This is a genomic window from Dysgonomonas reticulitermitis (assembly GCF_054601275.1).
In genome coordinates, this window is the sequence record NZ_BAAHWU010000062.1 from 1 (window position 1) to 15,243 (window position 15,243).

Sequence of the window (15,243 nt, forward strand, 5' to 3'; positions counted from 1 at the left end):
CTTCTATCTTTATTAGGTATTGACGGTATAATACCCTTCTTTAAATGAAAAATTAAAAGTGAAAAATTAAATTCTTCATTCCTCATTCTTCATTCTATTGTACTACACTCTTAATGTTGTTATTTCAGTTCCTTCAAAGATCGCTTTGTTTTTTCGCTTAATCCGTAGGGTAATCCTAATCCTTATATTAAACAAAGGTGGTTGATAATCCCATTCCGGTAATCCCAAATCCCTGTATCCGCTCGATTAACCAGTACCATTGGGTGGCAAAGCGGGTGCAAAGATAAAAAAGAAATCATCATAGTTCCAAATAAAAAAGAGATAATATTTCAATTATTTTGCAACAAAATTTCAACAACCTTATTATCAATCCACTATAAAGCCATATTAATTTCCAGCAAAATACTTACAATAGAGTGTTAAGCCGCACTCTTCACATTTGGGTTTACGAGCTTGGCAAATATATCTTCCATGCAATATTAACCAATGATGGGCTCTTGATAAATATTTAGCCGGAATATGCTTTATTAATTCTTTTTCTGTCTGTTGCGGATTCTTCGAATCATCTGTTAATCCTATGCGATTAGATACTCTGAAAACATGTGTATCGACAGGCATCGCAGGTTTATCAAAGGCCACAATGAGCATAACGTTCGCCGTTTTACGTCCAACTCCGGGAATAGATTCTAATTCTTCTAATGTACCGGGTACTTTTCCTCCAAAATCATCAACTAACTTTCGAGCCATACCAACTAAATTTTTAGCCTTATTGTTGGGGTATGAAACACTCTTGATATATTCATACACAGCATCCGGTGTAGAAACGGCCATTACTTCCGGTGTAGGGTATGCTTGAAAAAGAGGAGGAGTAACCATATTAACACGCTTATCGGTACACTGAGCGGACAAAATAACAGCAATAAGCAAGTGAAATGGGCTATCGTAATGCAACTCTGTTTCCACAGTTGGCATATTCTGTTCAAACCAGCGAATAACACCAGCATAACGATCTTTCTTTGTCATAAATATTTCTCTTTAAAACAAAAAATCCCTTACAGTTTTTCTATAAGGGACTTTTTTCTACGTATATTTTTTTACCAGAATTTCACCCTATTGTCTCTCACATTCATTTTATCCTTCAATACAAACATAGCCTGCGACATCAATTGATAGAAATTATTTTGACGTGCTATTTGTTTTGCCTGCACAGGATCGAATGTATTTGTATTTTCCGTTTTTTCAGTAATATTGAGAACATAAACTCCAGCATTACCTTTCAACGGTTGTTCTAATTTATTTACCTCTCCCAACTTAGCATACACATTCAATATAGGTTCATATCCTACACCAGATATATTATTTGTTTGGAATGTTACGAAACTAACTGTATCTATACGGCTCGACATTGCTCCCGCGTATGCCTCCAGAGATGTTAGGTTCTTTGATTTCAAATCGGCAATAATCTTTTCGGCTTTCTTATTATTAATCAATTCGGTCTTCAACATAGCTGATACTTCTGAAACAGGCATATAGTCTCCTTTGATTTCCTCTTTAACAATAGCTATAATCCTCTTATCCGACAAATCGAATTTCTTTACAGAACCTTTTTTATCATTAAATGCCCAATGAATAACCTGACGAGATCCAGATGCTTGTCCCAAAGACATTTCAGATGGAGAAATAACAACATTTGGAACAAGATTGTAGCCTTTTCCCTGAGCAGCTTTATCAAAATTCTCAAGATTCCCATTTTCAGAGACAAATTGATTTAACTCATTATCTATTGCATTCTGAGTTTTATCACTCACGATAACAGGCATTTGAACAATGGCCAATTTTACTTTAGGTACCGGATTTGTCTTTTCTTCTATATATACAAGTTGAGTCTGCCCGTTAGCCGTCAGATTTAGAATTTCGCCTTTAGACGCTCCAAAGGTTTTTTTTACAAAATCCGGACCTGCACCTGCTATCATCATTTCTGTAACCCAAACGGAGTTAGAACCCGGCATTGTCTCATTTGCCAGAGTTATAAAATCTTTTCCTCCTTTTACCACATTAAGCAAACTGTCGGAAATGTGAGTAGCGATCTTCGGATCTAATCCTTGCGGTAATGGAATTATGCGAACTTTTACAGAGTCTGCGGCGGATGTTTTGTCAATAAGTTTATACAACACATATGATTGACCACTGCGCTCCGGCTCGGTTACTTGTCCGATTGTAGCCGACTGTGCAAAATTCTTTATATCCAAAGGTAAGCTAGACAAAGAAATATATGCGTCTGTAAATGGAGCTGAAGAATATTCGCTAACCAATGCAGCAGGGTTCTCAGCGGTAAGCATTTTTTCATATACTGTGTTCATTTCTTTTGCCACAGCTTCGAAATCTTCATCGCTAGGTATTACGTCTTTTACAAAGTATGATATTTTACGTAAATCAGTATCTAGTTTGAAGTTGTTCTTACGCAATTCGTAAAGATCTTTAATCTCCTTGTCTGTAACCTCCTTTGCTACTATCGAATCAGGAATCGTTGCATATCGTTGAAGAACGTAGGCTATATTAGACTGAGTCTTAGAATCTTCAAACACGGCTTTTGCATCAGTATTGCCAGGTAAAATAAGTCCTGCCACTAATGAAGAATATTTTTCTTGAAGCAGTTGATATTTAAGCATATGCTCGACAAATATCCAAATATCCTGCTTCATTAGCACATCCTGACGTGCCTGAACCGGCATATCCGGTGTTATTGTTGTTTTTACATCATTCATAAAATGAGTAAAATATGTTTTATCAAACTGACCGGTTTGAGGGTTTGCAAACATAGATGTAATTCCTTCGAGATTACCGGTTTGAGGATTTAACACCAAACGAAGACGTTGTAGAACAAATCCAAAATTAGGGCTATTTACCACATCATTAAGTTCAGCTGTAGTAACCGCCAAGCCCAATGAGCTGGCTTGTTCGTCCAACATCATTTCTGTTACCATCTGTTGATACGTTAACTCTCTGATAAAAGAAGATATTTCTTCTCCCAAACTGTTTTGACCTGTCACTGTCTTCTGGAAATTTTCCCATTGTTGGATTCTAGCCGAGTATTTTTCTGTAGAAACAACCTCCCCGTCAACAGTAAAAGCCTTGTTTTTACTTTGATTTACACTTGTCACAATCTCATTCCAAGGTATGACAAAGGCTAGCAATCCTACTGCAATAATCCCGATCAATAAGCCCGATTTGCTTCTAATTTTCTGTAAAGCAGCCATTTAATTAATTATTATTAGATATATTATTAGTTATTTTATTTCGATTAGCTTCTTTTAGCGCACGAAGATAATAAATTGAGATTAAATATCATTCATAAACTCGAAACTATTCTTGCTTTTCCTCACTGTTTTCTGCATCTTCGTTTACGTAGATTATGGTTTTTCCCGACGCCATTTCCCCGACATTCATAAATTTATAATTCGTCATTTGCTGATTAGCTTCGAACCCTGTACCTCTCAATGTCATTTGGCCAGGCCGATTTACAATCACCGGCATATTCGAATATACTTTTTGTTGCCGCTGGTCCCAATACAATTCATCACTGGAGAAAGTTTCATCTTTCTTGTTATGAATGAAAACATTTCCTTTGAACTTATACACCTTACGCTGTGTATAATTCCAGACAGTATCGGCCTTTACAGTTGCAACAATATTAAACACCGAATCAAATTGTTCGAGATAGAACCCGTCGGGATATCTCCAGTGCGGATCTTTGGCACGGTCAAATATTTCCCATGTTTCGGCTATTATTTTATAACGAATAAGACCTGAATCGGAAATCAACATGGTATCGTTATGTGTCAACATAGTCGGCGTTGTTTCATTATCATTAATAAAGCTAACGGTATTTTTAACCTCCTTATTACAAGACATAAAAACAATACCCACAACTAAAGAAAAGAACGTTGTAAGAGGAAAATATTTTTTATTTATCAAGTAAAGCAACATGTATGTTATAAAAACAATAAGCCCCAATAATATATATTGAGGCTAAGATTATATTAAATTTAGTCGATCTTCTTCCTGAAAAACCAAAACTCGTTGATATTCATATTTAGAGATACCCCAAAATATTGTTCACTGATCATATTACTTATCTTAGGCTTCACCTTTTTATATTCAAAGTTTATATTAATATATGAAAGTCTTCCTCCTAAGTTATCCCTTATAGGGAATCCAAAACCCAGAGTAGCTCCATACTCGTCATAGCCTTTGACTTTATTATCGGAGTTTATCACATTCATATAAGAGTTGCTATAGTTAAGACCACCTCTGAATTTAACCCGTTTGAAAAAACTACGATCGTATGGATCAATCATATATTCAGCACCAACCGCATATTTCCATCTATCATTAAATCGATCGCTCTGGCTTAAACCATCCCCCATATACCCGGAGTATTTTACATCATTCCATTTCTGATACGTAATATCTGCCCCCATGATAAGTTTATTATCTCGATTTAAAGAAAAGCCGGCTCCATATGTCGCAGGAATCCCTGCATCTACACCATTCTGTGTAATAGTATCTGCTGATACAGAAGCGCCTGAACTATTCAGCTCATAATGCAGGTTTTCATAGTCTCCTTTAGAATTGATCTTAGGAGAATATACAGCACCAATAGTAAGCTTATCTTTTTTAGACAATGTTAATTCATATTGTAATCCCAGATCAAACTTATATGTATTCAATTTTAGCCTGGAGTACTCTACAGATGTATAACTATTACTAGACCCTATAGAAGGCAAACTCCGTACATGTTCGACAGTACCAAACAAATAAGAAGCATTAGCTCCTAACGAAAGGCCCGTTCCGGGTAATTTGTAGCCTGCTCCCAAATAGACCTGACTTAGACCGCCGGAACCAGAAAAAGATTTAATATAAGATAAGTCATTGGTAGTTTCTGTACTGCCAAACTTATATCCTACTGACGAATAAGGAAGAATTCCGGCGCTTACACCTAATCCTCTTGCTAATGGTATCAGTATTGTAATATAGTCAAGTCCACCATTATAATGGTTTTTAGAGTTGATACCATCGCTCAATTTACCATACGTAGAATATATACCTATATCAAACAAAAATGTTAAAGAATCGACACGTGAATGTGACGCCGGATTCATAGGGTTAGCACTCTGGGCATGGCGCAATCCGTATCCGATACCTCCCATCGCTTTTGACGGACCTACAGCCTGGTCTCTTAATATTCCATAACCATATCTACTGTAAGGTGAGTTTGTTTCTTGTGCTCCGACCGAGCTTGCCAGACATGCTATAATAGCTATAAAAAGAAGTTTTTTATTCTTCAACATTATAATTTAGATAGGGTTTATCATTAATTAAATTACCAATAGAATTACTTTTCGCATTCTCATCTATAAACAAAAAAAATACAGAATTATTATCTGCCTACTGAAAAAACTAATCTAAAAATCAGTTTCAAGACTTAGAGCCTGTTTAAATTTTATCAAAACATATTATTATAGCTCTTTTTTCGTTCATTTTCAGTCTCTTTTTATCTGATTTTTCCCTTTCTTCAGCTTGAATAGCCCGCTATTCGCTCTTCAGAAAAGAAAAAATCATTCTAAAAATAGTTCTGAAAATCGGAACGAATAAAATTTAAACAGGTTCTTACAATCTTGTATCAAGATAAGATTATAGATGAAATTTGTGCAAAGTAAATTAAAAAAACTTACTTAACCGTGTTTTTAAATAAAATGTCATATTTTTTTTACCTTAAAAAGGTTAATTATCCTTATTTTAATAACTTTGCGGTCAATACACATATAATGGAGATTAGAGCGGGTCGAAACATAAACAAATTATACAAAAAAATAGAGCCATTTAAAGATATTATTTGGTTCTTATCTTTATTCCTAATCTTCGAATTTATTTGGAAATTATGTGTCCATCAAGGTGAAAACGAAAGAACTCTTTTGGTATTAGGAAAAGATTTGACATCCTATACTGATGGAATATGCTTATGGACAGCAGAATCGGTACATTGGTTTGTTCACGACTTATTGGGATATAATGACTTTTACTTAAACGGAATAACACTCCAATTCAAAAACTCCGTACCTATCGATATTATATGGGGATGTACAGGGCTGAAACAGCTTTTTATGTTTGCATTCATCCTTATATTTTACTTTGGTCCGCGAAAAAAGAAATATTGGTATATTCCCATGTCGCTAGCGATACTCGTATTTATAAATATCCTCAGGCTATCCATCATATTCATTATTATAAAAGATCCGTTTCCTGAATGGTTTATATCATTTAACGAATGGTACAACAACAGAACGTGGAATAACTCGGCAGCCGGCTATCTGCAATTTTATAAAGATTGGTTTAATGTATTCCATCGTGACATATTTACCTGGATATATTATGATGGAGTAATCTTTATTTTATGGTTGATCTGGGAAGAAAAAATACGGAAACCTTATGCGCAATTGAAACAATCAAATACGATGGGAAAGACCTGACACATTTCACTTTATTACTTTGATCGAACCACGATAACGAGTCTTAAACCTAATATTATAATATGGCGCCAGAAAATCTAACAATGGTAGGGAAAAGATAAATTTTCCGGAATTAAAATGCCTGGCAGATTTTGTTAATACAACATATTGGATGCATAAACGAAGTAAAAAAAAGAATATGGTTATTCCCAGCAAAGCCCAATGCTGAAGAATAGCACTATATGCAATAAGCCCGATAAACAATAAATAAAAAATACTTCTGGAGAAACTTTCGATACCGAATATCACAGGCGCATTGCCTTTTAAGTAAGTTTTAGACAGAGAATAGGATCTTTTTATCTGCTTCCATAGCGAGAACTCTTGCATTCCGGTTTCAATAAAACTATCTTGCGACAACGACACAGAAGTATTATCCTTAGTTATTATTTCATTTATTAGTATTTCCTCGGCCGTCTCTAAATGCAAATTAGACGCAAACCCTTTATTATCAAAAAATAAATGCTTACGAAAAGCTATATTACGTAAAACACCTACGTAGGGATCTCCCTTTACCGCGCTCGAAAGATATTGCATACTGAAAATATGATTATCAAACCGAGCCATACGATTATAGAAACGGTTTTTCTTTTGATAAAAAGAATATCCTAACACCACTTCTTTATTTTCTGAAAAACCGCTTACCATAGAACTTATCCATTTGTCGGATAAAGGTTTACAATATGGTTGGGTAAATAACAGTATATCTCCTTTGGCGGCTTTAACACCTAATGTCAGAGCCAATTTATACCGGCTTAACATCTTGTCATTAGAGTATGGCAGATATGTGTGGTACAAGTTAGGATAATTCAGTTCCATCGATGTCAGCAACACATCACTTTCATCTGTCGATCCATTGTTTACAACAATAACTTCAAAATCAGGATAGTCCTGATTAAGTATAGCGGGCAGGTTCTCAGTCAATGAATCTACTTCGTTTTCAGAAATAATAATAACCGATACTTTTAGCTTCGACTTATCAGAAAGGCCTTCGTATGAGTCAAGATTTTTCACATAAGTATAAGGCTTCCGATAATAATTTAAATAATAAAATAATTGGATAAGAAACAAAAACACGAATAACAATATTCCAATTAGTTCTATTGTATCGAATCTGAAATAAGATAAGACCTGCTCTACCATTTCCATTATTAATAATGCAAAAAAGACAAGAGCCATATATCAATACGACCCTTGCTTTATTTAATTCGTAAACTATATTTTATCAGAGAAATATCCTTTTGGCAACTCCCGGCAATTGTACTGGGAAGCCATTATTTCCCCGTAAGCCCCCGCTGAGCGCAAGACCAACAGGTCGCCTCTTTCTGTTTCGTTCAGTTCATAATCCTTCGCGAAGAAGTCGGAGGACTCACATATAGGGCCAACAACGTCGTACTTCTTCACAGGAAGATCCGATGTTATGTTTTCAATTTTGTGATAAGCCTGATACAGCGCAGGACGAATAAGATCGGTCATACCGGCATCGACAATCACGAAGGATTTACTCTCGCCATGCTTAATGTAAGTCGTTTTTGTTACCAATGACCCACATTGGGCAACAATAGCGCGTCCTAATTCAAAGTGAGCTATTTGTCCGCTTCTCAGTTTAAGCTGCTTACTAAATAACTCAAAATATTCAGGAAAATTAGCAATCGGATTTTCATTTGGCTTTTCGTAATCAATGCCTAATCCTCCCCCTAAATTTATAAGTTCCAGCTTAACACCTTTTTCTTCGAAGAAATCCTGCAACTCATTGACTCTTGCGCACAATGGTTCAAATGTATGAGCATCTTCAATCTGAGAACCAATATGAAAATGGATTCCTATCAAATTGATATTCTTTAAAGATTTCAATGTATCCAATACACTATCAAGATGAGCCATACTGAATCCAAATTTATTTTCATTCAATCCGGTAGTAATATACTCATGAGTATGTGCGTCAACATTAGGATTTATACGTAGGGCAACTTGGGCTGTCTTACCTTTTTTAGCTGCAAGCTCATTGATTACCTCCAGTTCCGGCAGCGATTCTACATTAAAACAGAATATGTTAAGATCTAAAGCCAATGTTATTTCCTTATCGGTCTTACCTACTCCTGCAAACACTATCTTAGATGCAGGAAACCCGGCATTCACTGCGGTTTTCACCTCATTTCCGCTTACACAATCAGCGCCAAAACCTTCAGAAGCAATAAGTTCCAGTATACGGCGGTTGGCATTTGCCTTTACTGCATAGTGCTGAATAAATCCATATTTTTTAGTCTCTTCTTTTACGATTTTAAGTGTCTTCTTTAATAATTCAATATCGTAATAATAGAAAGGTGTTTCTATACCTTTTAGTTTATCAACAGGAAAATTTCCTTTTGTCATCTGAAATTCTAAGATTAATTAAACAATTTATCATTTAATATTTGAAGTGTCTTCTCTTTATCTTTTTTATTAATCAAAAACGAAAAATTATATTTACTGCCACCATAAGACAGCATTCTCACAGGAATATCCTTCATCGATCCCAGTATATTCGCGGCAAATCCGGTATGCTCCGATTCTAAGTCGCCGATAACGGATACTATAACCATATCTTTATCGACAGATACAGTCCCGTATTTTTTCAAATCATCTACTATATATTCCAGATTTTTATCCTCATCGATAGTCAGCGAAAATCCTATTTCGGATGTCGCCAGCATATCGATAGAAGTCTGGTAATTTTCGAAGACTTCTGTTACCCTGCGTAAAAAACCATGAGCGAGCAACATTCTACCCGACTTTATCTTTATAGCAGTAATATTATCTCTCGCTCCTACGGCCTTTATAACTCCTTCTTCCGTTTTATTAGAAATAACAGTTCCATTTGCTTCCGGATGCCCGGTATTCTTCAGGCAAACCGGAATATCCGCTAGTTTGGCGGGTAAAATACTTGATGGATGCAAAACCTTAGTTCCAAAATAAGCTAATTCGGCTGCCTCATCAAAGTTTAACCGACGAATAGGAGTTGTATTTTTCACATACTGCGGATTATTATTCTGCATTGCAAAAACATCAGCCCATATCTGAATTTCCGAGGCATTTACAGCCGCGCCTATTAGCGCCGCACTAAAATCACTTCCTCCTTTACGCAAGTCATCTATTTCTCCGTAGGCATTCCGGCAAATATAACCCTGAGTTATGTATAAATCAGCGTCCTTTGAAGTCTCCAGTAATATATTCAGCTTATCCTTTATATATACCGGATCAGGAGCTGAATTTTTATCGGTTCTCATAAAGTCCAAAGCCGGAATCAGAGCAGCCTTAACTCCCTTTGCTAATAAAAAGAGATAGAATAGTTCCGAACTGATCAGTTCACCTTGAGCCATTACAACACGTTCTTCAAATAAGGTAAACAAATCTTTAGTGAAAGTTCGCACATAATCGAATTTGCCGGACACAACAGCTCTAGCCTTTTCTTGAAATTCCGCCTTATCGAAAAGTAAAGAAACCAAGCCTAAATAGTGCTTTTCGAGTTTGTTGATAATCTCCGTAGCGCCTTCCTGGTTTTTCTTATAAAGGTAATCGGAAATTTCAGCTAAAGACTCAGCTGTACCACTCATTGAAGACAGGACTATAATATTATTATGTTCCTTTGTTACAATTGCAGCTACCTCCCTCAACTTATCGGCTGTAGCTATCGATGCACTACCAAATTTCAGAACTTTCATTTTAACACCGTTTTTATGTAATTGCTGTAACTAAGATGCAAAAGTACAAAAATTTTCGAGCAGTAATTTCAGATTCATACATATATTTTAATTGATCGGAGCATTTTACCCGGAATCATTTATCTTTATTAAAAAAATGACGCAAAGAATGTACTTAACACTCCGAACCAATAAACATTAAAACACTATATATAAACACATTAAACCAACAAAAAGTATAATTTAACTTACAATATTTTCTGTTTTAACAAAATTGACGTACCTTTGAGCCCGAAATCTAAAACAAAACATTCTTTAAGCGTAAAGAAAATTTGTTTTAACCTCAAAAATTGAGGGGCTGAGTTTCTTTTCTGAGAAAGTATAGAAACGAGGCTTTAGTGGTAACCTAATGATTATTTTATGAAGTACGCGAAGTATTTTCTGATTGTATGTATAGCTTTAATAGGTTTATCATCAAATACAACAGAAACTTCCAGTCTTTCTTCGGAAGGTATTTATCCGGGAAACCTGTTTCCTGATATTAAAAATTTGGAAAATGTATCAGGGACAAAATTAAATTTGTCTGATCTAAAAGGTCAAAAAGTATTGGTAAATTTATGGGCGGCTTACGACGCTAATTCGCACAGGGATAACGTTCTTTTTTCAAATTTGATCGAAAACGAGAAATATTCGGTACAAATGGTATCAGTATCCTTCGACAAAAGCGAAACAGTATTCGAACGAACCTTAGCTATGGACAAAATTGATAGAAAGAATCAATTTCTGGCAAATGGAAACGAATACTCAGCCTTGTTTGACCGTTACCAGTTAAAGAAAGGATTCAAAAATTACCTGATTGACGAAAACGGGGTAATTATGGCAATGAATCTTTCACCTAAAGATTTAGATCAGTATTTGAACTAGAATTTTATGATTTAATTTATTAAAGCGTTTTATTACTTGATAATAAAACGCTTTTTTCTTTTATATACCGAGTTGTGTTACAGGTACTTTAATTCCTCATATTTCAAAACCCAATAATAGGTTTCCAAAAAGACTTCATTTTTCTTTTGTACCAACCATGGCATCCGAAAGGCAATTTTTTATTGTTTAACTTATAACATAGAGCCGGGTATTTATCAAAAGAAAATGCAATCGCTTCTTTGATATCCGGATATGTAAAGTTTGGAATCGACGCCCAAAATACATCCTCGTTATGAAGATGATTTTTCTTTTTTTCTTCTGAATAAGAATTGATTTGCTCTTGGTATTCTATAATAGCGTTGTAATGACTTTTTACTTTTCGTAGTGAGAACCCACCATTTCCTATTTTGTTGTATAGATCCTGTTTACTTTTTAACCCTTTGCGACTATGATTCCATTTGGAAAATTTCATGATAGTTGAAATAATTGGTAAATTATATACCGGTTTTTTTAACCAGGGTGCACCAATATAATCATAGTCTTTTTCACACCAATATATCAGCTCATTACTAAAAATGTAGGCATCCAACTGATAAATCAATATATATTTAGTGTGCAAAAAATCAGCATAGAATTGCTTGGATAACATTAACTTATTATACCCGCTTATGCCGTTGAAATAATCATCGTCAAACGATTTGGCCGTAAGTAAAGGATATTGCTTTACAAGTGATGATATATCGAGAGATTTTGGCTTTATGACAACCAGCGGATAGTCGTTTAACAGATTGTAGATCTGTTTGAGTGATATTTGTTCAAACTCGGAAAGGATTGTTTTATAAATGGGTATGACTATTTCGACGTCGCTTTTTTTATTGCTCATTTTTTTTTAATCTTAATCAATAAAGAGGTAAATTTTTAAGAATAAAAAAAGACCATTCTGTCGGGAATAGTCTTTTGCTTTGAGCCTCTTGTCGGATTCGAACCAACGACCCCGAGATTACAAATCACGTGCTCTGGCCAGCTGAGCTAAAGAGGCAGGTGGGTAAGCTTACTATATCGCGCCGCTACAACCGACGGCCCTTGCTGCGATCAAACCCTGGGGGATTAATCGGGAGCTGACCGTATAGGACTTACCCGGCGACAAAAGTAGATAAATTTTTCTTACCCACAAAATGCAAATTCGATTTTTTCCTTTGATTTCCTTTTACTACATTTGTATTGGAAGTCTTTTCCAGAAAAAAGAAGTTCGCAATCAGATACTTATAATATTGACATTTTAGTATAAAATTTTAAAGAAAAAATAAATTCATATGACAGTAGTAGATCGTTTTCTTAAATATGTAAAATTTGATACTGAATCAAATACAGAAACCGGAGTGACACCCAGCACTCCGGGACAAATGGTTTTAGCCCGTGAACTGGAAAAAGAGTTACGAGAAATGGGGCTGGAAGATATATCTTTAGATGATAAAGGGTACATAATGGCCACTCTTCCGGCAAATACCGACAAGAAAATTCCGGCAATCGGTTTTGTAGCACATATGGATACAAGCCCTGACCTGACAGGAAAAAATGTCAACCCAAGGATTGTAAAAAATTATGACGGAAAAGATATACCATTGAATAAAGATGTAACTCTTTCGCCTGTCGATTTTCCCGAAATGCTAGACTATACAGGTCAGGACCTGATCGTTACGGACGGCAACACATTATTGGGCGCAGACGATAAAGCAGGTATTGCTGAAATATTGACCGCGATAAAATATTTAAAAGATCATCCGGAAATTAAACATGGAAAAATCCGTATCGGTTTTACTCCGGATGAAGAAATCGGAGCCGGAGCCGACTATTTTGATGTAGAAAAATTCGGTTGCGAATGGGCATACACAATGGATGGTGGCCCGGTAGGTGAGCTGGAATATGAGAACTTCAATGCAGCCGGTGTGAAAATCAATATTCAAGGACGAAGTGTACATCCCGGATATGCCAAAGATAAAATGGTAAACGCATTGGTCGTCGCCAACAAACTGGCTTCCCTCCTACCCCAGAATGAAAGACCGGAGCATACCTCGGGTTATGAAGGATTCTTTCATCTGACAAATATATCGGGAACAGTAGATGCTGCTACTATGGGCTATATCATACGCGATCACAGCCGCGATATTTTCGAGAAACGCAAAAAACTAATGACGGATACTATCGGCTTTATCAACAAACTGTATCCGGACAGCACTACAGTTGAAATAAAAGACCAATACTATAATATGCGAGAAAAGGTAGAACCCGTTATGCATGTGGTCGACCTTGCCTTTGAAGCGATGGAATCGGTTGGTGTAACTCCTATCGTGAAACCAATCAGAGGCGGAACAGATGGCGCACGCTTGTCTTTTATGGGGCTGCCTTGTCCGAATATCTTTGCAGGAGGACATAACTTTCACGGACGCTATGAGTTTGTTCCAATACAATCGATGGAAAAGGCCGTTGAAGTAATTGTGAAAATAGCAGAACTTGCGGCGAATAAATGAGATAATTTGATAATTTGAAAATTAGCGAATTTGAAAATTTGAAAATGGCGCGAAGCGACAATAACATGTAACTAGCTGTTCACTGTTGATTGTTGACTGTAAAAAGCTGAGCCAAAACAATAAACAAAATAAACAAATAATTAATTAAAATATATACGAATGAAAAAAACACCATTTACAGACATTCACATTGCCCTGGGGGCAAAAATGCACGAATTTGCAGGCTACAATATGCCTATCGAATACTCAGGTATAATCGATGAACACATGACAGTGTGTAATGCAGTAGGCGTATTCGATGTATCGCACATGGGCGAAATATGGGTAAAAGGTCCCCGGGCTGTTCCATTTTTGCAAAGAATGCTGAGTAATAACCTTGAAGCTTTGGAAATAGGCAAAGCGCAATATACAGCGATAATTAACGAGCAGGGTGGAATAGTAGACGACATCATTGTTTATCACTACGAACCTGAAAAATATATGCTTGTAGTGAATGCCTCAAATATAGAAAAAGACTGGAAATGGCTGACCGGTCACAATGATGAGATGGCCGATCTGGAAAATTCATCTGACAATATAGCACAGTTGGCTATTCAAGGTCCCAAAGCTTTGGCTACTCTTCAGAAACTGACAAAAATAGACCTGACAAAAATTCCGTACTATTCTTTTGCAATCGGCAGTTTCGAAGGTTCCGGCCTGGATAACGTAATAATTTCTAATACAGGGTACACAGGAGCCGGAGGTTTTGAGTTATACTTCTATCCCCAATATGGAGTTGACATCTGGAATGCCATATTTGAAGCCGGAGCTGAATTCGGCATTAAACCTATAGGCCTGGGCGCACGCGACACCCTTCGTCTCGAAATGGGCTTCTGCCTTTATGGGAACGATTTGGACGACACAACAACGCCGATAGAAGCAGGCTTGGAATGGATTACAAAACTCGTAGATGGCAAAGAACTGACAGCACGGGCTATTCTTGAAAAACAGAAAAAAGACGGAGTCGCCAGGAAACTGATTGGATTCCGGATGCAGGAAAAAGGAATACCACGTCATGGATATGATATAGTAGATGACAAAGGCGAAAAAATTGGAACGGTTACTTCCGGAACAATAGCTCCTACAACCAAAATTGGTGTTGGCCTTGGATATGTTAAGCCGGAATATGCAACTTTAGGCACTCCGGTTTTTATCAAGGTAAGGGAAAAAAGCCTGAAAGCAGAGGTTGTTAAACCGCCTTTCAGAAAATTGTAAAGGATAAAGCATTATTTATGCGAATCAGTAGTTAAAGTTATTGCTGTAATGTAAAAACGTTCGATTATTTTCTTCTGCGCGCAATCACAGATTGCTTGCGTTCCTTTTGGCCTAAGCCGCTTGTCGTGCGTCAGCCTCCCGCGCATTAGTTCCGCAGGCGGGGAACCCACAATGTCATTAAGTTAAGGATTTATAGTATTGATTATTAGGCGTATTCGCTTTGATTTGTGATATATTTTTATTATATTTAAGTAGTAATTAACAAGTTATTATAATGCAAAAAAAACAACA

The 15,243-nt window shown here is 36.2% G+C and carries 12 protein-coding genes and 1 tRNA gene; 4 read left to right on the plus strand and 9 right to left on the minus strand.

Annotated features, from left to right (window positions below; genetic code table 11):
* Nucleotides 1-387: 387 nt before the first annotated feature.
* The 4 genes from nth to ACYPZI_RS14240 all read right to left on the minus strand — a co-directional run bounded on the left by nth (nucleotide 388) and on the right by ACYPZI_RS14240 (nucleotide 5,351).
* Complete coding sequence (gene nth / locus ACYPZI_RS14225) at nucleotides 388-1,023, minus strand: endonuclease III (protein ID WP_459602740.1); 636 nt, start codon at nucleotides 1,021-1,023, stop codon at nucleotides 388-390.
* 71 nt (nucleotides 1,024-1,094) lie between these two features.
* Complete coding sequence (locus tag ACYPZI_RS14230) at nucleotides 1,095-3,257, minus strand: peptidylprolyl isomerase (RefSeq protein ID WP_459602742.1); 2,163 nt, start codon at nucleotides 3,255-3,257, stop codon at nucleotides 1,095-1,097.
* A 106-nt stretch (nucleotides 3,258-3,363) separates the two neighbouring features.
* On the minus strand, nucleotides 3,364-3,975 hold the full coding sequence (lptC, locus tag ACYPZI_RS14235) for an LPS export ABC transporter periplasmic protein LptC (protein WP_459602744.1): 612 nt from the start codon (nucleotides 3,973-3,975) through the stop codon (nucleotides 3,364-3,366).
* A 71-nt stretch (nucleotides 3,976-4,046) separates the two neighbouring features.
* Nucleotides 4,047-5,351, minus strand: a complete 1,305-nt coding sequence (locus tag ACYPZI_RS14240) for an OmpP1/FadL family transporter (RefSeq protein ID WP_459602746.1) — start codon at nucleotides 5,349-5,351, stop codon at nucleotides 4,047-4,049.
* A 477-nt stretch (nucleotides 5,352-5,828) separates the two neighbouring features.
* On the opposite strand from ACYPZI_RS14240, the gene ACYPZI_RS14245 reads away from it, so the two are divergent.
* Entirely contained in the window at nucleotides 5,829-6,530 is a 702-nt protein-coding gene (locus tag ACYPZI_RS14245; RefSeq protein ID WP_459602748.1) for an exosortase/archaeosortase family protein, read from the plus strand.
* A 6-nt stretch (nucleotides 6,531-6,536) separates the two neighbouring features.
* Here the strand turns inward: ACYPZI_RS14245 and ACYPZI_RS14250 are convergent, their stop codons facing one another.
* Genes ACYPZI_RS14250 through ACYPZI_RS14260 form a run of 3 tightly spaced genes read right to left on the minus strand, consistent with a single transcriptional unit; the run spans nucleotide 6,537 to nucleotide 10,267 of the window.
* Complete coding sequence (locus ACYPZI_RS14250) at nucleotides 6,537-7,745, minus strand: glycosyltransferase (protein ID WP_459602750.1); 1,209 nt, start codon at nucleotides 7,743-7,745, stop codon at nucleotides 6,537-6,539.
* A 36-nt stretch (nucleotides 7,746-7,781) separates the two neighbouring features.
* On the minus strand, nucleotides 7,782-8,939 hold the full coding sequence (lysA, locus tag ACYPZI_RS14255; RefSeq protein WP_459602752.1) for a diaminopimelate decarboxylase: 1,158 nt from the start codon (nucleotides 8,937-8,939) through the stop codon (nucleotides 7,782-7,784).
* Between the two features lie 14 nt (nucleotides 8,940-8,953).
* Nucleotides 8,954-10,267 carry an aspartate kinase gene (locus ACYPZI_RS14260; protein ID WP_459602754.1) on the minus strand — a complete coding sequence of 438 codons (1,314 nt, stop codon included), beginning with the start codon at nucleotides 10,265-10,267 and terminating at the stop codon, nucleotides 8,954-8,956.
* A gap of 399 nt (nucleotides 10,268-10,666) precedes the next feature.
* Between ACYPZI_RS14260 and ACYPZI_RS14265 the strand changes: the two genes are divergently transcribed.
* The gene (locus ACYPZI_RS14265; RefSeq protein WP_459602756.1) at nucleotides 10,667-11,170 is read left to right on the plus strand and encodes a thioredoxin-like domain-containing protein; all 504 of its coding nucleotides are present in this window, start codon (nucleotides 10,667-10,669) and stop codon (nucleotides 11,168-11,170) included.
* Nucleotides 11,171-11,273: 103 nt separating this feature from the next.
* Here ACYPZI_RS14265 and ACYPZI_RS14270 read toward each other — a convergent pair whose 3' ends face one another.
* Nucleotides 11,274-12,053, minus strand: coding sequence for a DUF5672 family protein (locus ACYPZI_RS14270; RefSeq protein ID WP_459602758.1), 780 nt, complete (start codon nucleotides 12,051-12,053; stop codon nucleotides 11,274-11,276).
* Between the two features lie 82 nt (nucleotides 12,054-12,135).
* Nucleotides 12,136-12,209 (minus strand) — tRNA-Thr (locus tag ACYPZI_RS14275).
* Between the two features lie 274 nt (nucleotides 12,210-12,483).
* On the opposite strand from ACYPZI_RS14275, the gene pepT reads away from it, so the two are divergent.
* Entirely contained in the window at nucleotides 12,484-13,698 is a 1,215-nt protein-coding gene (gene pepT, locus ACYPZI_RS14280; protein ID WP_459602760.1) for a peptidase T, read from the plus strand.
* Between the two features lie 159 nt (nucleotides 13,699-13,857).
* Complete coding sequence (gcvT, locus tag ACYPZI_RS14285) at nucleotides 13,858-14,952, plus strand: glycine cleavage system aminomethyltransferase GcvT (RefSeq protein WP_459602762.1); 1,095 nt, start codon at nucleotides 13,858-13,860, stop codon at nucleotides 14,950-14,952.
* The last annotated feature ends 291 nt before the right edge of the window (nucleotides 14,953-15,243 follow it).